This is a genomic window from Streptomyces sp. NPDC050534 (assembly GCF_044457745.1).
Taxonomy (GTDB): Bacteria; Actinomycetota; Actinomycetes; order Streptomycetales; family Streptomycetaceae; genus Streptomyces.
This window is the reverse complement of record NZ_JBITHF010000001.1, coordinates 1062636-1083776: the sequence shown is the minus strand read 5'-3', so window position 1 is coordinate 1083776 and position 21141 is coordinate 1062636. Positions and strand designations below refer to the sequence as shown.

Here is a 21141-nt window from a genome sequence, read left to right as displayed (position 1 = left end):
CCGCACATGGCCACCCCCCACTGGCTGTTCGGCGACCAGCTCGGCCCGCACTTCCTGACTCCGGGCGACGGCGGCCCCGGCCGCGGCGCACCGGTCGTGATGATCGAGGCCAGGTCGGTCTTCCGCCGCCGGCGCTTCCACCGCGCCAAGGCTCATCTCGTGCTGTCCGCGATGCGGCACCGCGCGGCCGAACTCGGCGACCGGGTGCGGTACGTGCGGGCCGAGACGTATCGCGAAGGGCTCCAGAAGGCGGTGGGCGAGGGCCCCTTGACGGTGCATCACCCCACGTCCCGGACCGCGCTGCGGCTGGTGTCGTCGATCCCCGGCCTCACGGTCCTGCCCGCGCGCGGGTTCCTCGTCCCGCACGAGGACTTCCGCGCGTGGGCGGACGGGCACGGCGGGCAGCGGCTGCGCCAGGAGGACTTCTACCGCTGGGTGCGGCGCGGGCACGGGCTCCTGATGGACGGCGGCGAGCCCGCGGGCGGCCGCTGGAACCACGACCACGACAACCGCGAGCCGCCGCCGAAGAGGGCTCGGACGCTCGGGGCGCCGGGTCCCTACCGGCCGCGCGAGGACGACGTGGACGAGGAGGTCCGCCACGACCTCGACCGCTGGGAGCGGGACGAGGGCATTCGCTTCGTGGGGCGGGACGGCCCGCGCCTCTTCCCGGCCACGCGCCGGGAGGCGCTCGCCGCGCTGAGCAGATTCGTCGAGCACCGGCTGGCGGGCTTCGGCGCGCACGAGGACGCCATGCTCGCCGCCGACCCGGTCATGAGCCACAGCCTGCTGTCGTCCTCGCTCAACCTCGGGCTGCTGGATCCGCTGGAGTGCGCCGAACGGGCCGAGGACGCCTGGCGGGCCGGGTCGGCGCCGGTCAACAGCGTCGAGGGCTTCGTACGGCAGATCGCCGGGTGGCGCGAGTACGTGTGGCAGCTGTACTGGTACTTCGGCGAGGACTACCGCCACCGCAACGTGCTGCGGCACCACGCGCCGCTGCCGGACTGGTTCCTGGAGCTGGACGCCGAGGCGGTCACCGCGAACTGCCTGGCGACCGTGCTGGCGCAGGTGCGCGACACCGGCTGGACCCACCACATCCCGCGCCTGATGCTGCTCGGCAGCCACGCCCTGCAACGGGGCTGGGACCCGGCCGCGGTGACCGACTGGTTCCACCGCTGCTTCGTCGACGGCTACGACTGGGTGATGCTGCCGAACGTGGTCGGCATGTCGCAGTATGCCGACGGCGGCCGCATGACCACCAAGCCCTACACCTCGGGCGGCGCCTACGTGCACCGCATGAGCGACCTGTGCGGCCCCTGCGCCTACCGCCCCACCGACCGCGTCGGCGACCGCGCCTGCCCCTTCACGGCCGGCTACTGGTCCTTCCTCCACCGCCACCGCGCCCGCCTGGAGGGCAACCCCCGCATGAGCCGGGCGGTCCACGGCCTGGACCGCCTCACGGACCTCGACGAACTGCTCCGCGAGGAGAAGGAGCGGCGCGACGGCGCGCCCTGACCTGTTGGCTAGGGCCGCAGGTCCCGCAACACCTCACGGGCGGCCCGCGCTCCGGAGGCGAGCGCCCCCTGGACCGAGCCGGTGGCGCGGTGGTCGCCGCACACGTATCGGCCGGGGGTCACGCGGGTGGTGCGGGTGAGGGGCTGCGGGGGTGGCATGGCGGGGAGGGCGTCCGGGATCGTGCGGACGGTCAGGAGGTCCCAGCCGGCCGTGTCGGTGCCGTACGCCTCCGCCATCGCCTCGCGTACGGCCGGCTCCTGCCGCTCGGCGTCGGCGCCGAGGACCGAGGTCGCGACGAGCGCCGAGCCGATGGGGGCGTACTGCGGGACCACGTCGCTGAGGACGCAGGTGTTGAGAAAGCGGCGGCGCTCGTCGACGAGGAGGGTGGGCTCGCCGAGCGGGGAGTGCGGGGCCACGTGGTAGTACGTCGTCACCGTCCGGTAGCCGGGCAGACGCAGGGTGGGCAGCAGGCCGGCGGCCGGGGCCGGGCCGGTGGCCACCACCACTGCGCGCGCGGGCAGTTCGGTGCCGGACGCCGTGACGGCTCCGTCGTCGGTCAGACCGGTCACGGCCGTCTCGAGACGCACGGTCCCGGTCGGCAGGGCCGCCGCCAGCGCGCCGGGCACCGCCCCGATGCCCGCGGTCGGCAGGCACAGGGTGCCGCGCAGCATGCTGCGCCAGACGAGGTGGAAGAAACGGCTGGAGGTCTCCAGTTCGTCCTCCAGGAACACGCCGGACAGGAACGGCCGGAAGAAGCGTTCGACGAAGGTGTCGGAGAACCCGGACTCCGCCAGCGCGGTGCGGGTCGTGCGCTCCTGCGACCGCTTCATCAGGCTTACGGGCGCCAGCATGTCCCGGGCCGAGAGGATGCCCAGGGCCGCGAGGTCGCGAGGGCCGGCGAGCCGGCCGGGGACGAGGTCGGGCAGGCTGCGCGGCCGGCGCGTGGGATCGCTGAAGCGCAGCCTGCCCTTGCCGGTGTGGGCGAGGAAGCCCGGTGTGAACGGCCGTAGTCCCAGGCCGCGCAGGGACAGCCGGCGCCGCACCTGGGGATAGGACGTGTTGAAGACCTGGAAGCCGCGGTCGACGACGAAGCCCTCGACCCGGTCGGAGCGCATCCGTCCGCCGACTCCGTCGGAGACCTCGGCGACACGGACGTCGAGTCCCGCCGCGAGGAGGTCGTGCGCGCAGGCGAGTCCGGCGACGCCTGCTCCGATCACCAGGACGTCGGGAGTGCGGGCGGGCGCGGCCATGGAAGCCCCTCCGGTCTCGGGCCGCCCGGTGGCGTCCCGGCCGGCGGCGGTCGTACGCGGTGGCGCACGCGTATGTGGATCACTTCCCGTGCCGTGCGCCGTTCGGATGCGCCGCGCGGTGCCGCGTCCACCCACCGGGCGAACCGTCAGGGCCGTTCGCCGGACGCCTCGTCCCCGTGCCGGCCGGTATGCGCGTCGGAGAGGACGTCGACGGCATCCTTGAGCGTCGGCGGCCGGTGCAGCCCGCGCGCCTGCGGGCCCGACCAGCCCGGCCCGCCGAGCATGACCAGGGGCCGGCGCCGCGCGCCCTTCACGCCCCACTGCGTGCCCGCGACGTGCCGGGCCAGGGCCAGGCTCGCCGTGGAACGCGCCTGCGCCCACAGCACCACGGCCGAGGGCCCCAGCCGCTGCACAGCCGCGGCGAGCGCCTCCGCCGGTACGGCGGCGCCGAACATCCGCGTGGGCAGCCGGAGTTCACCCAGGGCGGCGTTGAGCGCCTCGATCGGCAGCGTGTGCTGCTCGCCGGGCACGCAGGCCAGGACGACGGGACCGGCCACCGAGGCGTCGCTCTGCGCGACGGGGGGCGGGGTGCCGCGGCGCAGGGCGGTGGACACGTGCCAGGACAGCAGGTGCTCGACCTCGACGTAACGGTCCCCGGACGAGGCCCACTTGCGTCCCACCGCGTGCAGGGTCGGCACCATCACCTCCTGCCAGGCGACGGTGATGCCGTACTGCCTTACGGCGGCGGCCAGTTGCTCCTCGACGGCCGGGGAGTCCAGGCGCACGGCGGCACGGGCCAGCCCCCGGCACTCCTGCCGCACGTCCCCGAGCGGCAGCGTGCCGGACGCCCTCGAACGGCCCTGCGGCGGCGGCTCGTCGGAGGTCTCGCCCGTTACGGGCGGCACACCGGCCGTCTCCTTCGCCGCGCGGGCCGCCTCCGCGGGCGGCACTCCCGCCGAGGTCAGCCGGCACATCGCCTCGAGCATCGCCACGTCCCGCGGGGTCCAGCGGCGGTGCCGCCCGTCGGCGCGGACGGCGGGCCCGATGCCGTAGCGGCGGTCCCAGGAGCGCAGCGTGGTGGGCGAGACCCCCAGTCGGCGGGCGAGGGCACCGGTGGTCAGCGGCACGCCCGTCGGGTGGTCCTCGGGCGCGGTCGAGCGGCTCATGCAGGGACTATACGACGCGGAGACGACGCAGAAACGACGCAAGTTGATGCCCTTCCTTCCCGGCTCGGACCATGAGGTCACCGGGGACGCTCCCCCGGCAGCCGTCGCGAACCGCCCTGCCACCGGTCGCCCCGTCGGGCGCCGGACACCCGGTGCGGACGCCGTCGACGTGAGGAGTCGTCGTCATGACCCCGCAGCGCAGTGCCGTCGCCCCGATCCCCGCGGTGCCACGACCCGGACGGGCGCCGCACGTACCGAGTTGGGCTCCGGTGGAGGAGTCGCTCGCCGACGAGGAGCTCGCCCACGGCCTCGCGGCGGGTGACGAGGAGTGCCTGGAGGCGGCGTATCACCGCTGGTCGGCCCTGGTGCACACGCTGGCCTGGCGCTCTCTGGGCGACACCAGGGAGGCGGAGGACGTCACGCAGCAGGTGTTCCTCGGGGTGTGGCGCGGGCGCGGGGCCTTCCGTCCCGAGCGCGGCACGATGGGCGGCTGGATCGTCGGCATCACCAAGCGGAAGATCGCTGACGCGCTCTCCGCCCGCACCCGCCGGATGGCCGTGGTCGCCTCCGCCGGTTCCTCCCTGGCCCTGTCCGACCCCGCCGTCCAGCAGCCCGACACCGCCGCTCTCGACCGCGTCCTCGTCCTGCACGAACTGGCCAAGCTGCCCGCCGCCCAGCAGCAGGTGCTGCGCCTGGCCTTCTACGAGGACCTCACACAGCCGCAGATCGCGGAGCGCACCGGCTGGCCGCTCGGCACGGTCAAGAGCCACGCCCGCCGTGGCCTGCACCGTTTGCGGCACTGCCTCCAGCAGGAGGAGTCCGCCTGACACGGGCGGCCCGTATTCGCACCTTCATTCGACGCAGAAACGGTGCGCATCATGTCGCGCACCCCCTACGGCAGAAAACGGTGGCGTATGTCCGGCCCGCACGAGAACGGCCATGTGCCGCCGGACGTCCTCGCGGCCATCGCACTCGACGGCTCCCGGCTGCCGCGGTCCCAGGAGATCGTCGCGGCGGAGGAGCACATGGTGGCCTGCGTCCGGTGCAGCACCGCGCTGGCCGGTCTGCTGCGGGCCGTGGCGGCGGGCCGCGGTACGCAGCGGGACGACGCCGTGACCAGGCCCGCCGCCCGGGTGTGGACGGCGGTCGCGGAGCGGGTGGGTGAGCGAGCCGGCCTCGCTCCGCGGACCGGCGCGGGTCGGCGGCGCGCCGTCCCGCTCGCCTTACGCCTGATGGCGGCCGTGGCCGGGGCCGTCGTACTCGCGCGTGTGGGGCGGAGATTTCTGCGCGGGACCGCATCCGCGGCCCCGTTCGTGCCGGAAGCAGAAGTGTGTCGCGGAGTCGGCTGACGGCCCGCACCCGGTCAGGCCCCCCTCTCGCCCCCGCCCGCCTCCGGGGAGCGTCGGTGCTCCCCGGAGGTCACGCCCGGCGCACGTTCGTGCCCTTCGGCGCACCCGAACTCCAGAAGGACTTCCCGTGAAAGAAGCCGTGTACATCGGCAGGAACCCGTCGTCGGAGCCGGATCTCGAGGAGTTGCTGGGTGGGGTGGCCCTGGGCGACCACGACGCGTTCGCCGCGCTCTACGACGCCGTCGCCGGTCCGGTGCTCGGGGTCGTACGGGCCGTGGTGCGCGACCCGGCGCAGTCCGAGGAGGTCGCGCAGGACGTGCTGGTGGAGGTGTGGCGCACGGCGCCCCGGTACCGGCGGGAGCGGGGCTCGGCGGTCAACTGGGTCCTCACCCTGGCCCATCAGCGCGCGGTGGACCGCGTCAGATGGGCGGAGGCGTCCGCGGCACGGGAGCGGCGGGCGGCCCTGCTGGACCGCTCGCCCGACTACGACCACGTGACCGAAGAGGTGGAGGCCGGCCTGGAGCGGGAGCAGGTGCGCCGGTGCCTGCGCACGCTGACGGAGGTTCAGCGCCAGTCCGTGACGCTGGCCTACTACGGCGGTCTGACGTACCGGCAGGTCGCGGAGGATCTCGCGCTGCCGCTGGGCACCGTCAAGACCCGGCTGCGGGACGGTCTGATCCGGCTGCGCGACTGCCTGGGAGTGGGCGGGTGAACGCCGTCGACGTGCACACCCTGACCGGGGCCTACGCCCTGCAGGTCCTCTCCGGGGGCTAGCGCGAGGCCGTCGAGCGCCATCTCGGGCGGTGCGAGCCCTGCGCCGAGGAGGTCGCCGGGTTCACCGCCACGGCGGCCCGGCTGGGACTGGCGGCCTCACTGGCGCCGCGCCCGGAGCTCAAGGCGCGGGTGCTGCGCCGGATCGCCACCGAACGGCAGCAGACAGACCGGCAGTGGACCGCCGCCGCGACACCACTCCCCCGCCGGGCCCGCGCGTCCGCCCGGGCGCGCGGGCCCGTCCGGGGCCGGCCTTCGCGGTGGCTGCCGGCCGCCTGTCTCGCCGCGGCGGCCGTCTTCGGCGCGGGAACGGTGTGGCAGCACCAGTGTGCGGAGGACGCCGACGGGCGGGCTCGGCGGATCGAGCAGACGGCGCGGGACGTCTCGGCCGTGCTCACCGCTGCCGACGCACGGACGCGCACCGCGCGCCTGGCGGGCGGGGCCAGTGGGACGGTGGTCGTCTCCCACCGGCTGGACCGGGCGGTGTTCGCGGCCTCGGGCATGGCCGAACCGCCGCCGGGCAAGGTCTACCAGCTGTGGCTCGCCGACGGCGGCAGGATGCGCGACGCCGGGCTGATGGATCCGCACCTGGGCACGCAGACTCTGGTGCTGAGGGGCGCGCTCGACGGCGCGTCCGGCATGGGCGTCACCGTCGAACCCGCCGGAGGCTCCGCGAAGCCGACCTCGGCGCCGGTCGCCCTCCTGCCGTTCCCGGCCTGAACGGGAGCAGGCCGGCTTCGCGCGGGCGCACCGTTCATGTGCGCTCCCGCGGTGGCCTCGGGAAGAAGCCGCTCGTGCGGGCGGCGTACGCGGCGTAGCCGGGCCGTTCGCTCATGTGCCGCTCCAGCAGAGCCTTTCCGCTGCCCCGGGTCAGCAGCAGGCTCATCACCAGCGGGGACACGACGGAGACCGTGGCCGCCGCGGCGGAGTCGCACGCGATCAGGAACAGACCCCACCAGACGCAGAAGTCGCCGAAGTAGTTGGGGTGCCGGGTCCAGCTCCACAGCCCGCTCGTCATGAGCCGCCCCTTGTTGGCGGGATCGGCCTTGAAGCGGGCCAACTGGGCGTCCCCGCCCGCCTCGAAGACCAGCCCCACCGCCCACAGCACGGCACCCGCCGCGGCGAATCCCGTCATCGGGGAGGGGATGTACTGCGCGGCCTGCACCGGCAGCGACACCAGCCACACGAGAGCGGCCTGCAGGAGGTAGACCATGCGCAGGGCGTACAGGTCGGCACTGCCCGGCGCCTTGGCGAGCAGCTTCTCGTAGCGCGGATCCTCGCCGTGACCCCGGCCGCGCCGGCCGATGTGCACGGCGAGCCGCAGACCCCAGACCGCGGTCAGGACCGTCACCAGGACACGGCGCCCGGCATCGCCGTCACCGGCCGAGGCCGCACAGCTGACGGCGGCGACGGCGGCGAAGGCGATCCCCCAGGCCACGTCCACGATCCGGTGCACGCCCTTGCGGAGGGCCACGGCGAACGTGACGAGCATGACCACAAGCGCGGTGGCCGCCGCCCATGCGAGGTTGAGCGCGAAGCCGCCCCAGGCGAAGCCGTTCACGACTGCTCCATCCCGCGGTACCAGGCGGTGGGTGTCGCGGGCAGGCCGGCGACGCCTTGCGCGGTGGGCCGTACGCTCAGGATCTGGTCGACGCCCATGCGCCCCTCCTCGAAGGCGAGGGCGCCGCCGATCAGATACAGCCGCCACACCCGCGCCGTCTCCACGCCGACGAGCCCTGCCACATCGTCCCAGCGGTCCTCGAGGGTGCGGTGCCAGGCGGACACGGTGCGCACGTAGTGCTCGCGCAGCGACTCCACCGCCCGGACCTCCAGACCGGCCTCCTCCAGCAGGGAGACGGTCTCGCCGAGCGGCCTCATGTGCATGTCCGGAGCGATGTACGCCTCGATGAAGGCACCGCCGCCAGGAGCCCGGCGCCCCCGGGACATCTGCTGCACCAGGACCCGCCCCTGCGAGCGGACGAGCCGGTGCAGGGCCGCGGCGAACGACGGGTACTCCGCGTCGCCGACGTGCTCGCCCATCTCCACGGTGGCGACGGCGTCGTAGGCGCCGCCGCCGATGTCGCGGTAGTCCTGGCAGACGACGTCGACCCGGTGGGACAGCCCGCGTTCGCGCACCTGCTCGCGGACGTAGGCCGCCTGCTCGGCGGCCAGCGTGACGGCGGTGACCTGGGCCTTGTGCCGCTCGGCCGCGTACAGGGTGAGCGAGCCCCAGCCGCAGCCGATGTCCAGCAGCCGGGCGCCGGGTTCGAGGGCCAGCTTGCGGCAGATCAGCTCCAGTTTGGCGCGCTGGGCGTCGGCCGCGGTGAAGCCGGGGTCGTCGCTCGCCCAGTAGCCGCACGAGTAGGCCATCGTCTCGTCGAGCAGGAGGGCGTAGAAGTCGTTGGACAGGTCGTAGTGGTGGCTGATGGCGGCCCGGTCGCGGGCCTTGCTGTGCAGGCCGCCGCGCAGCCTCGCCTGGGAGGCGGGGGCGGACGGGCGCGGGCCGAGGGCGCCGAGCCGTACGGCGGTTCCGACGGCGCGGGCCCGGTCGGCGAGGGTGGTGCGCGGCGGGTGGAGGCCGCGCTCGCGGGCCGCGGTCCACATCGCGCGCAGCCCCTCGGCCAGGTCGCCCTCGAAGTCGAGCTCGCCGGTGACGTACGCCTGGGCGAGCCCCAACTCGCCCGGTTCCCACAGCAGTCGGCGCAGGGCTGTGCGGGACCGTACGACGAGCACGGGGGCGTCGGCGGGGCCGGCCTCGCTGCCGTCCCATGCGCGCAGCCGTACCGGGAGGGCGCCGCCGAGCGCCTCCTCGGCGAGCGCGGCGAGCCGATGGGCGGTGCCTGGCCTGGTGGTGCGGGCCGTGGTCATCGTGCGGTGTCCTCCTTGGTGAGCAGGTACTGCTGGACGTCCAGGTAGCCGGAGCGGAAGTCGGCCTCCGAGTAGGCGAGGTAGAAGGTCCACATACGGCGGAAGGTCTCGTCGAAGCCGAGCGCGGCCACCTCGCCCGCGCGCTCGGTGAACCGCTCCCGCCACAGGCGCAGCGTCTCGGCGTAGTGCGGTCCGAAGGCGTCCCGGCGGGTCACAGTCAGCCGGGTGTGCTCGCGCACCGTCTCGTCCACGGCCTCGACGGACGGCAGCAGGCCGCCGGGGAAGATGTACTTCTGGATCCAGGTGTAGGTGTGCCGGCTGGCCAGCATCCGCTCGTGCGGCATGGTGATGGCCTGCAGGGCGGCCCTGCCGCCGGGCGCGAGCCGTTCGTCGAGGGTGCGGAAGTAGACCGGCCAGAACTCCTCGCCCACCGCTTCGATCATCTCGACGCTGACGACTGCGTCATAACTCCCGCTCGCCTCGCGGTAGTCGCACAGCTCGATGTCCACCCGGTCGGCCAGGCCCGCCTGCTGGACGCGTTCGCGGGCCAGGTCGCGCTGTTCGGCGGAGAGGGTGAGCGAGGTGACGTGGGCGCCGCGGGCCGCCGCCCGGACGGCGAGTTCGCCCCAGCCGGTGCCGATCTCCAGCAGCCGGGTGCCCTCGCGCACGCCGGCCAGGTCCAGCAGTCGGTCGATCTTGCGGTGCTGGGCCACGGCGAGCAGGTCCCAGGTGGCGGGAAAGCCCCGGAACACGGCCGACGAGTAGGTGAGGGTCTCGTCGAGGAAGAGAGCGAAGAGGTCGTTGGACAGGTCGTAGTGACGGCTGATGTTGCCGCGGGCGCCGTCGGGGGTGTTGCGCTGGTGGTCCGGCTGACGCAGGGCCCACAGGCCGCGCAGGCGCTGGAGCGGGGCCGGGACCAGGTCCGCCGCGTGGGCGGCGAGCACCGTCAGGACGCCGACCGGGTCGGGGGCGTCCCACTCGCCGGCCATGTAGGACTCCCCGAAGCCGATCAGGCCCTGCGAGCCGATGCGGGCGTGGAAGGCCCGCGGGTCGCGTACGTCCAGCAGCGGGCCGCCCTGTCCGGCGCAGTCGCCTCCGGCGAAGCGGACCCGCAGGGGCAGCCGGTCGAGGGCCCGGCGCACCACGGCCCGGGCCATGGCGGTCCGCGGCCAGGAGGCGCGCGGGCGGGCGGTCACGTCGGGCCAGTGGTCGGCATCGGTGTCCGCGGGCAGGGCGCCGTCGTTCCGTCGCACGTCGGCGCGGGTGTCGGTGGTGCTCACTTCGTACGCTCCGGGATCCGGTGGTCGGGACGGGGCTGGACGGGCAGTCCCCGCAGGTAGAGGCGGATGCCGTGCCAGCGGATCGCCGCGGACACCCGGGCCGTGGACCACGGGTGCCGCAGCGCCAGCCGCAGCAGCCGTCCCACTGTTGTTTCCGTACGGGTGCCCCGGACGGTTGCGGTGAACGGCCTGCCGTCCTCGCGCTCCAGGTGCACGGTCAGGTCGAGCCGGCTCCCCGGCTCGGGCAGGCGCATGCGGTAGCGCCCGTCGACGGGGAAGAACGGCGAGACGTAGAACTCCTTGCCGGTCTCGGCGGTCCCGGTGGCGTCGGGGTGCAGCAGGTAGCAGTGGCGCCCGCCGTAGGTGTTGTGGACCTCGGCGACCACGCAGCGCGGGGTGCCGTCGCGGTCGTGGCACCAGTAGAGGGTGAGCGGGTTGAAGACGTACCCGAGCACGCGCGCGTGGGTGAGCATCAGGACGGGTCCGCCGTCGAGGTGCACGCCGTGCTCGGCGAGGAAGGACTCCAGGCCCGCGCGGACGGAGGGCCGGTCGCCGGTGAAGTGGTCGCGGGCGTCGAAGCGTGCCAGCGCTCGCAGGGCGCCCGGGAGCCGGGGCGGCCGGTCGGGGTCGATCAGCCACATGTAGGTGCGGTGACGCAGGGCGTACCGCAGGGGTGCGGTACGCACGTGGGTGATCGTGCACGGGTAGAGGGCGGGAACGGACGTCACCAGCGCGCTCCCAGGGCCGCGGCGGCCAGCACGCCGGAGCGGCAGCCGTCCTCGTGGAACCCCCAGCCGTGGGAGGCGCCCGCGAACGCGGAGACCGACGTGTTCAGTTCGGGCAGCCGCCGCTGGGCGGCGACCGACTCGGGTGTGTATACGGGGTGTTCGTACACCATCCGTGCCCGCACGAGGGTGGGGTCGACGCGGTCCTCACCGCCGAGGGTGACCATGAACGTCTCGGGGGAGTCGAGGCGTTGGAGCCGGTTCATGTCGTAGCTGACGCGCACCCGGTCGGAGCCGGCGGTACAGGACGGCATGAGGTAGTTCCAGGAGGCGCGGGCCCCTCGGGCACGGGGCAGCAGGCTCGTGTCCGTGTGGAGGAGGGTGTGGTTGCGGGAGTAGCGGAACGCCCCGAGCACCTCCTTCTCGTGGGGGGTGGCGTCGGCCAGCAGCCGCAGCGCCTGGTCGGGGTGGACGGCGACGACCACCGCGTCGTAGGAGTCGGTGGCGCCGTCGGCCGTGGTGACGTCGGCACCGTCGGCGTGCCGGGTGACGACGCGCACGGGTGTCGCGGTGCGTACGGCGTCGAGCTCCTCGGCGACGCGGTCGACGTAGCTGCGCGAGCCGCCGGTCACGGTGCGCCAGGTGGGCGAGCCGGCGACCGAGAGCATGCCGTGGTGCTCCATGAACCGGAACAGGTAGGCGGCGGGGTGGAGTTGGGCGGTCGCCGTGTCGCAGGACCAGACGGCCGACACGAGCGGGGAGATGAAGTGGGTGCGGAAGTAGGGCGAGAAGCCCTCCCGCTGCAGGAACTCACCGAGGGTGAGGGCGCCGCCGGCCTCGTGGGCGAGCAGGCGCCGGGCGGCCCGGTGGAAGGCGGGGACCTCGGTGAGCATCCGCAGATAGGCGCCGCGTACGGCGTTGCGGGGCCGGGCCAGGAGTCCGGCGGGGCCGCGGGCTCCGGCGTATTCGAGGCCGCAGCCCTCGCACCGCACCGACATGCTCATCTCCGACTCCTGCGTGGCGACGCCGAGTTCGTCGAAGAGCCGTAGCAGGTTCGGATAGGTGCGGCGGTTGTGCACGATGAAGCCGGAGTCCACCCGGTGGGTCCGCCCGTCGGACGAGGTCTGCTCGTGGGTGTGGGCGTGACCGCCGAGTCGGCCGTCGGCCTCGTACAGCGTGACGTGGTGCGTGCGGCGCAGGATGTGCGCCGCGGTCAGCCCCGCCACACCGCTGCCGACGACGGCGGCCCGCCGCCGTCCCCCGCCGCTTCCCTCCGCCGGGTCCCCCGGACTGCTCGATGCCGTTCCGGCCGCCATCGCCTCTCCTCCCACGACGTCGATCGCTGATGTCGCGGGTAATCCGAAGCTGGGGCGCGCGCGGATTGGCCGTGGGTGGGGCGGATGATCGGGCGGGGCCCCGCCGGCTCAGTGGCCGGGCACCGACCACGGCTCCTGGGGCAGCGGACTGCCGGTCTCCAGGAGCGACTTGAGGTTCGACAGGACCGCCGGCCAGCCGCCGGAGGCGTCGGAGAGCTCGCCCTCGTCCTTGAGGTCCTCGTGGGTCACGGTGAGGCGGACGATGTCCTCGTGCGGCCGGATGTCGAAGGTGACACGGGAGTACCGGTCCTCCTCCCCCTCGTCCTCCGGCGCGGCCCAGGTGGTGACCAGCCGGGTCGGGCGCTCGCTCTCGACGACCTTGCCGACCACGTCGGCGATGCCGGAGCCGTCCGTGCGGACGTGTTCCCAGCGGGACCCCGGCTGCCAGTCCGAGACGTTGCTGTGGCCCCAGTAGGCGGCGGTCAGGTCGGCGTCGGTGAGGGCGTCCCAGACCTTCTCGGGCGTGCTGCGGATGTAGGTGACGTAGACGAATGCGGGCTTGTCGGCCATGGCTTCCTCGGCTTGTCGTTTCACGGCGCTCAGCGCGCTCAGGCGCGGTCGCTCGAACTTGTCGATCCACCGCTCCTGCATCTCGTGGAGCGGGACCGGATTGAGGTAGTGCAGCTTCTCCCGCCCCCGCCGCACCGTGCTGACCAGGTTGGCGGCCTCCAGGACGGCCAGGTGCTGGGTCACCGACTGGCGGGTCATGTCGATGCGCTCGCACAGCTCGCCCAAGGTCTGGCCGTTGCTCTCGTGCAGGCGGTCCAGGAGCCGTCTGCGCGTGTCGTCGGCCAGCGCCTTGAAGACCGTGTCCATTCCCGGCTCACTCTCTGATCGCACACCCTAAGTTATGCAGGCAATTACCTGCATGTCAAGACGAAGGCCCGGCCGAGGCGGTCGCCCCCGGCCCACCGGACGCCGATCACCCCCCGGCCCACCGGACGGCTGGCGCTCAGATCGCGAAACTGATCCACGCGTCCGGCGCCAGGTCGGGCCGGTCCGGTACCGGCCGGGTCTCCTCCGACCAGGTGTGCGGGGCGAGTTGGGCGGCGGCGTGGCGCCAGAAGCGGACGGCGGGCTCGTTGCCGTACTGGAACGCGACCTCCCACGGGCCGGGATGCCGGTGGACGACGTCGCGCACCGCCGTGACACCGATGCCCTCGCGGCGTGCGCCGCGTACCACGAAGAAGCTGTTGAGTACGCGCGTCGGCCCTTCGAGACCACGGACGAAGGCGAAGCCGACGGGCCGGCCGGCGCGGAGGAAGAGGTACGGCGCCCAACCGGCCTCCGTGAACGCCGAGTCGAGCCGCTCACTGCGGAACGTCCCGTCGGGCCCCGGCAGTACGCCCGTGTGACCCGAGAGATCGTGGCGGAACATCAGCCACAACCGCTCGACGGCGGGGCGGTCCTGAGCGGTCGCGGTGCGGACGGACAGATCGGACATGGAGGCTCTCCTGCAAGAGAATCGATCGGCTCCCGGGCGGTCTCCGGGCATGAGAAAAGCCTCCCCGGGCGGACGCGAGTCCGGCCGGAGAGGCTTCACGGATGACGAAACCCTAGCGCAGGCAGGGCAGTTGCGGCGGGCAGATCACGCTTGCGCGGGCGACGCGTCCGGCTCCGCCGGCTCCAGATACTCCTCCGAGATCTCCTTCGGACCGAACGGCCACACCTTCTCGAAGCGCGCCCAGAGCACGAACGCCACACAGCCCAGGGCCAGCCAGGCCAGCGACCACTCGATGGGATGGCGGCCCGGAGAGTTCTTGTCCGCGTAGCCGTAGATCACGCACCAGCCGACGAAGGCGATGATGCTCGGTATGGGGTAGAGCCACATCCTGTACGGCCGCCGCAGCGCCGGCTGCCGCTTGCGCAGCACCGTCAGCGCGACGATCTGGGCCAGCGCCTGGACGATCACCATCACCGTCGTCAGCAGCTGGATGAGTGTCGCGAGGTCCGTGTGCCGGCCGATCAGGAAGCCCACGGCCGTGATCACGCCCATGGTCGCCAGACCCAGCATCGGGAAGCGGTGCCGGGGGTGCAGCTTGGCGTAGGGCCGGAAGAAGACCCGCTCGCGGGCCGCGTCGTACGGCACGCGCGAACCGCCCAGCAGACCGGTGAAGACCGAGGCGAACGCGGTGATCAGGATGAGGACGGTGACCGTGTCGGCGGCGCCCTTGCCCCAGGTCTCCTCCAGCACGGCCGACGCCACCGACGTGGACGCGATGTCCTTCGCGTTCGTCATGCGGTGCCAGTCGATCACACCGAGCGTGCCGATCTGGAGCAGCAGGTAGATCGCCATGATGCCGAGGATGGAGAAGATGATCGACCGCGGCAGCACGCGTCCGGGGTCCTTGATCTCGGCGCCCATGTAGGCCGTCGTGTTGTAGCCGAGGTAGTCGTAGATACCGATGGTCAGGCCGCCCGCGAAGCCGATCCAGAAGTGGTTGCTGCCCAGGTCGAAAGCGTGCGCCGGGTAGGTGAAGGCGAGGTGGGCGCTGAAGTCCGACGCCGCGGCCAGGATGACCAGCAGCACGGATGTGATCATGACCCCCCACATCACGGCGGTGAGCCGGGCGATGTGCTCGATGCCCCGCCACAGCATGAGGATGACCAGCGCGATCATGCCGAGGCCGATCAGGTCGCCGGAGGTCTGGCCGAGGTCGGGGGCGAGGTAGCCGAGGTACTGGACGAAGCCCACCACGCCGGTCGACATGATCAGCGGGATGAACAGCATCGCCGTCCAGACGAACAGGAACGGCATCAGCCGGCCGGTGCGGTACTGGAACGCCTGGCGCAGATAGACGTAACTGCCGCCTGAGCCGGGCATCGCGGCGCCCAGCTCGGCCCAGACCAGTCCGTCGGCGAGCGCGAGGATCGCGCCGGCGATGAAGCCGATCACCGCCTGCGGTCCGCCGAACGCGGCAACCATCAGCGGGATCGTGACGAACGGGCCGATGCCGCACATCTGGCTCATGTTGATGGTGGTGGCCTGGAAGAGGCCGACGCGACGGACGAAACCACCGTTGGGTGGCGGGCTACCGGACATGGGGTCTCCTGTGGCACCGGGCGCTGGGCTGCCCAAGGCTCGCCCGGCAAGGCTGTTGGCCGATAAAGTTAAGGAGCCTTACTAGACACGTCAAGAGGCCCCCGCCGATACGTGAGAATGGTGCGATGCCCGCCAGTGACGCAGTGGACCAGCAGGAACGGCCCTGGAACCGCCGACGGCTGCGCAGCACCAACGAGCGCCTGCTGCTCGACCGGCTGCGCACCGGCGGCGCGGCATCGCGTGCCCAACTGGCCCGCGAGACCGGCCTGTCCAAGCCGACGGTCTCCAGCGCGCTCGCGGCCCTGGAGGCCGCCGGACTGGTCCACGAGGTCGGCACGCTCGCACCCGAGCGCGGCCGTACGGCCGTCCTGTACGCGCCGGACCCGGCGGCCGGCCATGTGCTCGGCATCGACGTCGGCCGCAGCTGGCTGCGGGTCGCCGTCGCCGATCTGGACGGCGCCGTCGTCGCCCGCTCCGACGTGCGCAACCGGGCCCGCAGTTCGGGCGCGATGGCGGAGCTGGTGGTGGCCACGTCCCGCCAGGTGGTCGCCGGTTCGGGTGTCGCCCCGGACGAGGTGGTGCACGCGGTGGTGGGCACGCCGGGCGTCTACGACGAGAAGCAGCGCCGGGTGCGCTACGCGATGCATCTGCCGGGCTGGGGGCGGGCCGGGCTGTTCGACCGGATGCGCGCGGAGCTGGGTGTTCCCCTGGAGGTGCACAACGACGCCAATCTGGCGGCGCTCGGCGAGTACACCTACGGCGTCGGCGCGGGCAGCCGGCTGTTCGCCTACATCCTGATCGGCACCGGTCTCGGCATGGGCGTGGTCAGCGAGGGGCGGCTGTTCACCGGCGCGCACGGGCTGGCCGGCGAGATCGGGTTCCTGCCGTGGCCGGGACAGCACAAGCCGGACCGGCTGGAGGACGCCGTGTCGGGGGTGGCCGTCGTGGAGGCGGCGCGCCGGTTCGGCATGAACGGGCAGCTCACCGCGAAGGCCGTGTTCGACGCCGCCCGGCAGGGAAACGACGCGGCGGTCAAGGCGGTTCAGCTCGAAGGCGAGCGCATCGCGCACACGGTGGCGGCCGCGGCGGCCGTGCTCGACCCCGATCTCGTGGTGCTCGGCGGCGGGCTGGGCCACAGTGTGGATCTGCTGCTGCACCCGGTGCGCGAGAACCTGCGGGCGCTCACCCCGCTGCGGACCAAGGTCGTGCCCAGCCGGCTCGGCGAGGACGCGGTACTGCTGGGCGCCGTGGCCACGGCACTCGGGACCGCGCGGGACGTGGTGTTCGAGCGCCGTTCGGCCGCGCCCTGATCAACTCCCGCACGGGGCACGGTGATTGACACCGCTCACTCGGGCGCCCTAGCGTGACCGTCATTAGTAAAGTTTCCTAACTTTACGAAGGGGTTGGAGACTCCGTGAACGGACACCGTCTCGCCACGGCCGCCGCGATCCTGGGACTGCTCGGAGCGCTGACGACCAGTGCCTGGGCCGACCCGCACGGCCACCGGCCTCCCCCACCACCGGGCCGGCCCACCACGGTCTCCTCCGCTCCGGGCAGTGCGACCGCCCTGACCGGCTACGCCGTCCAGTCGACGGCCAAGGTCTCCGACCAGGCCGGCGACGTCTCTTCCCCCGGCTACCCGGCGACCGGCTGGTACCCGGCGGGCCCGCGCTCCACCGTCCTCGCGGCGCTGCTGGCGAACGGCGTGTACGCCGACCCCTTCCGCTCGACGAACCAGCAGAAGATCCCCAAGGCCGACTTCCAGGTCCCCTGGTGGTACCGCTCGGACTTCACGGTCGCCGACACCTCCGAGCGCACCTACCTCGACTTCAGCGGGGTGATCTCGGCAGCCGACGTCTACGTCGACGGCAAGCAGGTCGCCACGGCGAAGGACGTCACCGGCGCCTACACCCACCACGAGCTGGACGTGACCTCGCTGGTCCGGCCGGGCACGAACACGGTCGCCTTCCGCGTCCGGCCCAACGCCCCGGACAAGAACCTCACCATGGGCTGGATCGACTGGCTCCAGCCGCCGCCCGACGAGAACATGGGCATCGTCCGCGACGTCCTCGTCCGCCGCGGCGGCCCGGTCGCCCTGCGTGACGCGCACGTCGCGACCAAGCTCGACGTGCCGTCGCTCGCCTCGGCCGACCTGACGGTGAAGGCCGAGGCCCGCAACGACTCCGGCGCCCCGGCGACCACCGTCGTCTCCGGCAGCATCGGCCCGGCCACGTTCGAGAAGACCGTCACGCTCGCCGCGCACGAGACCAAGGCCGTCACCTTCAGCCCGTCCGATGTCCCCGGTCTCCGTCTGACCTCGCCGAAGGTCTGGTGGCCGGCCGGCATGGGCGGGCAGCCCCTCTACGACCTGAACCTCACCGCGTCCGTCTCCGGCACCGTGTCGGACACGGCGCACGAGAGCTTCGGCATCCGGGACGTGCGGGCTCCGCTGAACTCCGACGGCGCCCGCCAGTACCGCATCAACGGCCGCAAGCTGCTCATCAAGGGCGGCGGCTGGTCGCCGGACGAGTTCCTGCGCTGGGACAAGACGTATGTCGAGGACCGCCTGAAGTACGCACTCGATCTCGGCCTGAACACCATCCGCCTCGAAGGGCACCTGGAACCGGACGAGTTCTTCGACCTGGCCGACCGCTACGGCATCCTCACCCTGCCCGGCTGGGAGTGCTGCGACAAGTGGGAGGGCCAGGTCAACGGCGGCGAGCCCGGCGACAAGTGGACGGACGCCGACTACCCGGTCGCGAAGGCGTCGATGGCCGCCGAGGCTGCCCGGCTGCGCGACCACCCCAGCGTGATCTCGTTCCTCATCGGGAGCGACTTCGCGCCCGACGCGACCATCGAGAAGAACTATCTCGACGCTTTGAAGGCCGCCGACTGGCAGACTCCCGTCGTGGCCGCCGCGTCAGACAACTCCTCGCCGCAGTCCGGCAGTTCGGGCATGAAGATGACGGGCCCGTACGACTGGGTCCCGCCGGGCTACTGGTACTTCAAACGCGAGGGCGGTGCCACCGGCTTCAACTCCGAGACCAGCGCGGGCCCCGACGTCCCCACCCTCGACACCCTGCGCCGCATGATGAGCCCGGCCGAGCTCGACACCCTCTGGAAGAACCCGAACGCCAAGCAGTACCACCGCTCACCGTCGTCGACCTTCGGCACCCTCAAGCTCTACGACGACGCCCTCACCGGCCGCTACGGCGCTCCCACCAGCCTGACCGACTACGTGCGCAAGGCGCAGCTGGCCCAGTACGAGAACGTTCGCGCCCAGTTCGAGGCGTACGGGCGCAACGCCTCCGACGCCACCAAGCCCTCGACCGGGGTCGTCTACTGGATGTTCAACAGCGGCTGGACCTCGCTGCACTGGCAGCTGATGGACCGCTATCTCGACCAGGGCGGCGCCTACTTCGGCGCGAAGAAGGCCAACGAGCCGCTGCATGTGCAGTATTCGTACGACGACCGCTCGGTGGTCGTGACCGACAACCGGCACCAGCCCGCCTCCGGACTCACCGCCCGGGCCACGGTGTTCACCCCCGACGGCACCCAGAAGTACGACAAGACCGTGACGGGTGTGAGCGTGCAGGGCGACGGCAACCGCGCCACGGCCCTCACGCTGCCCGCCTCGATCAGCGGCCTCCCGGCGACTTATTTGGTGCGCCTGACGCTGAAGGACGCCTCCGGCAAGGAGATCGACCGGAACGTCTACTGGCTCTCCACCAGGCCCGACACCCTCGACTGGGCGCACACCGACTGGTACTACACGCCGACGACGAGCTACGCCGATCTGAAGGGGCTGAGTTCCATGGCGCAGGTGCCGGTCTCGGCGACGGCGTCTTCGTCGAAGTCGAAGTCGAAGTCGAAGTCGAAGTCGGGCGATACGGCGACCACGACCGTGACGCTCCGCAACACCGGGAGCGGGAAGACGCCGTCGCTGCTCACGGATGTCCATCTCGTGGACGCTCAGGGCCGGCCCGTGCTTCCGGTGCGGTGGACGGACAACGAGGTGAGCCTGTGGCCGGATGAGTCGGTGACGCTGACGGCCACCTACCGGGCGGCGGACCTGCACGGCTCGGCGCCGCGGGTGCGGGTGTCGGGCTGGAACACACCCGAGCGGACGGTGCCGGGGGAATGAGCCTGCGGGGCCCGGCGCGAACCGGGCCCCGCGGGCTTCAGCTGACGTCCAGAGCCGTGTCGTCGACGACGAACGACGTCTGGAGGGTGGAGCCTTCGGTGCCGGTGAACTTCAGGGTGACGGTCTGGCCGGTGTAACCGGCCAGGCTGAAGCTGCGCTTGGTGTAGCCACTGGCCGCGTTGAGGTTGGAGTAGGTGGCCAAGGTGCTCAGCACGGTGCCGGAGCTGTTGAGGACCTGGACCTTGAGGGTGTCGTAGGCCGTGCTGGTGGTGGTCTCCGCCGTGTCGACGTGCAGGTAGAAACTCAGGGCGGCGGTGGTGCAGCCGGACGGGACGGTCACCGACTGGGACAGGGTGTCGGTGGTGGCCTGCCCGTAGCCGTCGAGCCAGGCGTAGTACGAGCCCGAACGCGCCGACTCACCGGTGGAGTTGGTGATGACGCCGCTGGAGGCGCTCCAGGTGGTGCTGCCCGACTCGAAGCCGCTGTTGCCGAGCAGCTGGGCGGCGGTGCAGGTGCCACCGCCACCGCCACCGCCGCCGGTGGTGCCGTCGCCGGCGAGCCAGGCGGTGGCGTTGAGGGCGAGTGCGGCGTTGGTGGCGCCGGTGTCGTTCCATCCGTCGTAGAGCGTGTTGCCGGACTGGCCCGTGCCGTCGTCGACGGGCGAGCTGTCGCCCCAGAAGGCGACACGGCCGCTGCCGAAGGTGCTGGTGAGGAAGAACGCGCCGGTGTTCCCGGAGTAACCGCTGCGGTAGACGAGGCCCTTGACGGAGGAGTTGTCGGCCGGCTTGAGCGTGGCCGTCGTGCCGTCGGCGATCAGGCTCTTGGTGACGGTGCCGAAGGATCCGTGCAGGACGGGGTCGCTGCTGTCGCTGATCGCGGCCGGGTAGCCGGAGCTGACGTCCAGCGTGTCGATGGAGAAGCCGAACGGGTCGGTGGAGTCGACGCTGTTGTTGGTCATCAGGTCGTTGAGGATCTCGACCGCGTCCTCACCGTCGTTGTTGCGGTCGGCGCCGGTGTGGTCGGAGATCATGAACAGTCCGCCGCCGTTCTTGACGAAGTTCATGATCGCCGTCTTCTCGGCGGTGGTGAAGAGGGTGTTGGGCTCCGGGAGCACCAGCGTGTCGAAGTTCGACAGGTCGGTGGACGAGGAACCGCCGTAGGTCAAGGCGCTGGTCGCGGTCTTGAGGCTGTAGTTGCCCGTCTTCTGCAGGGCGACGCCCCAGGACGACAGCGCGCCGGTCCAGTCCGTCTCGGCGGACGGGGAGGAGTCCTGGCCGAGCGGGTCGGGCTTGCTGGTGGAGATGATCCAGTCGGCGTTGCCGGCCTCTTCGGCATGGCCGTCGTCGAACAGGATCCGGTGGGGGGTGGCCGCATGGGCCGGGGCGGCCGTGACGGCGGCCTGGGCGGCGACACCCCCGGCGACCAGGACCGACGCGGCCAGGGCGGTGGTGAGTCTGTGGCGGGATCGGGCGAGTCCGAGCATCCGGCGTACCTCCGTGTGGGGTTGGGGAAGAGCGGGGGCCGTGCCGTGCGAAGCCGGACCTACGCGCGTAGAAACAGCGCGTCTGCGCGCGTAGACATTCAGCCGTACGGCTGCGGTGCGGCGGAACGGTTGAACGGTACATGGCATGAGTGACCCTGAACAGGCGTCACCGGC

At 72.4% G+C, this 21141-nt stretch carries 18 protein-coding genes; 7 read left to right on the top strand and 11 right to left on the bottom strand.

Translation table 11 applies throughout. From position 1 onward, the window contains the following. The first annotated feature begins 6 nt into the window (after positions 1–6). A complete protein-coding gene (locus ACIBN2_RS05035) occupies positions 7–1512 on the top strand; it encodes a cryptochrome/photolyase family protein (protein ID WP_399132733.1) in 1506 nt (501 codons plus the stop codon). 8 nt (positions 1513–1520) lie between these two features. Here the strand turns inward: ACIBN2_RS05035 and ACIBN2_RS05030 are convergent, their stop codons facing one another. Beyond that, positions 1521–2762 carry an NAD(P)/FAD-dependent oxidoreductase gene (locus tag ACIBN2_RS05030; RefSeq protein ID WP_399132732.1) on the bottom strand — a complete coding sequence of 414 codons (1242 nt, stop codon included), beginning with the start codon at positions 2760–2762 and terminating at the stop codon, positions 1521–1523. A gap of 146 nt (positions 2763–2908) precedes the next feature. Next, positions 2909–3928: a MerR family transcriptional regulator gene (locus ACIBN2_RS05025; protein ID WP_399132731.1), complete on the bottom strand. Its 1020-nt coding sequence runs from the start codon at positions 3926–3928 to the stop codon at positions 2909–2911. A gap of 185 nt (positions 3929–4113) precedes the next feature. Between ACIBN2_RS05025 and ACIBN2_RS05020 the strand changes: the two genes are divergently transcribed. The 4 genes from ACIBN2_RS05020 to ACIBN2_RS05005 all read left to right on the top strand — a co-directional run bounded on the left by ACIBN2_RS05020 (position 4114) and on the right by ACIBN2_RS05005 (position 6768). After that, the gene (locus ACIBN2_RS05020; protein WP_399132730.1) at positions 4114–4755 is read left to right on the top strand and encodes an RNA polymerase sigma factor; all 642 of its coding nucleotides are present in this window, start codon (positions 4114–4116) and stop codon (positions 4753–4755) included. Between the two features lie 51 nt (positions 4756–4806). Beyond that, positions 4807–5277: a hypothetical protein gene (locus tag ACIBN2_RS05015; RefSeq protein ID WP_399132729.1), complete on the top strand. Its 471-nt coding sequence runs from the start codon at positions 4807–4809 to the stop codon at positions 5275–5277. A 127-nt stretch (positions 5278–5404) separates the two neighbouring features. Further along, positions 5405–5989 (top strand): sigma-70 family RNA polymerase sigma factor, encoded by a 585-nt coding sequence (locus ACIBN2_RS05010; RefSeq protein ID WP_399132728.1) that lies wholly within the window; start codon positions 5405–5407, stop codon positions 5987–5989. A 191-nt stretch (positions 5990–6180) separates the two neighbouring features. Beyond that, positions 6181–6768 (top strand): anti-sigma factor, encoded by a 588-nt coding sequence (locus tag ACIBN2_RS05005; RefSeq protein ID WP_399132727.1) that lies wholly within the window; start codon positions 6181–6183, stop codon positions 6766–6768. 34 nt (positions 6769–6802) lie between these two features. Here ACIBN2_RS05005 and ACIBN2_RS05000 read toward each other — a convergent pair whose 3' ends face one another. The 8 genes from ACIBN2_RS05000 to ACIBN2_RS04965 all read right to left on the bottom strand — a co-directional run bounded on the left by ACIBN2_RS05000 (position 6803) and on the right by ACIBN2_RS04965 (position 15340). Then, positions 6803–7609, bottom strand: coding sequence for a DUF1295 domain-containing protein (locus ACIBN2_RS05000; RefSeq protein WP_399132726.1), 807 nt, complete (start codon positions 7607–7609; stop codon positions 6803–6805). Next, positions 7606–8916 (bottom strand): class I SAM-dependent methyltransferase, encoded by a 1311-nt coding sequence (locus tag ACIBN2_RS04995; protein ID WP_399132725.1) that lies wholly within the window; start codon positions 8914–8916, stop codon positions 7606–7608. Before ACIBN2_RS04995 ends, ACIBN2_RS05000 begins: the two co-directional genes overlap by 4 nt. Next, complete coding sequence (locus ACIBN2_RS04990; RefSeq protein ID WP_399132892.1) at positions 8913–10169, bottom strand: class I SAM-dependent methyltransferase; 1257 nt, start codon at positions 10167–10169, stop codon at positions 8913–8915. Before ACIBN2_RS04990 ends, ACIBN2_RS04995 begins: the two co-directional genes overlap by 4 nt. A 23-nt stretch (positions 10170–10192) precedes the next feature. Beyond that, positions 10193–10924, bottom strand: coding sequence for a DUF1365 domain-containing protein (locus ACIBN2_RS04985; protein WP_399132724.1), 732 nt, complete (start codon positions 10922–10924; stop codon positions 10193–10195). Continuing rightward, on the bottom strand, positions 10921–12237 hold the full coding sequence (locus ACIBN2_RS04980) for an NAD(P)/FAD-dependent oxidoreductase (RefSeq protein WP_399132723.1): 1317 nt from the start codon (positions 12235–12237) through the stop codon (positions 10921–10923). Before ACIBN2_RS04980 ends, ACIBN2_RS04985 begins: the two co-directional genes overlap by 4 nt. A 108-nt stretch (positions 12238–12345) precedes the next feature. After that, positions 12346–13113 (bottom strand): ArsR/SmtB family transcription factor, encoded by a 768-nt coding sequence (locus ACIBN2_RS04975; RefSeq protein WP_399132722.1) that lies wholly within the window; start codon positions 13111–13113, stop codon positions 12346–12348. Positions 13114–13249: 136 nt separating this feature from the next. After that, entirely contained in the window at positions 13250–13741 is a 492-nt protein-coding gene (locus ACIBN2_RS04970; RefSeq protein ID WP_399132721.1) for a GNAT family N-acetyltransferase, read from the bottom strand. Between the two features lie 144 nt (positions 13742–13885). Further along, a complete protein-coding gene (locus tag ACIBN2_RS04965; RefSeq protein WP_399132720.1) occupies positions 13886–15340 on the bottom strand; it encodes an APC family permease in 1455 nt (484 codons plus the stop codon). A gap of 125 nt (positions 15341–15465) precedes the next feature. On the opposite strand from ACIBN2_RS04965, the gene ACIBN2_RS04960 reads away from it, so the two are divergent. After that, entirely contained in the window at positions 15466–16650 is a 1185-nt protein-coding gene (locus ACIBN2_RS04960; RefSeq protein ID WP_399132719.1) for an ROK family protein, read from the top strand. A 104-nt stretch (positions 16651–16754) separates the two neighbouring features. Then, a complete protein-coding gene (locus ACIBN2_RS04955) occupies positions 16755–19484 on the top strand; it encodes a glycosyl hydrolase 2 galactose-binding domain-containing protein (RefSeq protein WP_399132718.1) in 2730 nt (909 codons plus the stop codon). Positions 19485–19521: 37 nt separating this feature from the next. Here the strand turns inward: ACIBN2_RS04955 and ACIBN2_RS04950 are convergent, their stop codons facing one another. Beyond that, the gene (locus tag ACIBN2_RS04950) at positions 19522–20967 is read right to left on the bottom strand and encodes a hydrolase (RefSeq protein WP_399132717.1); all 1446 of its coding nucleotides are present in this window, start codon (positions 20965–20967) and stop codon (positions 19522–19524) included. Positions 20968–21141 lie beyond the last annotated feature (174 nt).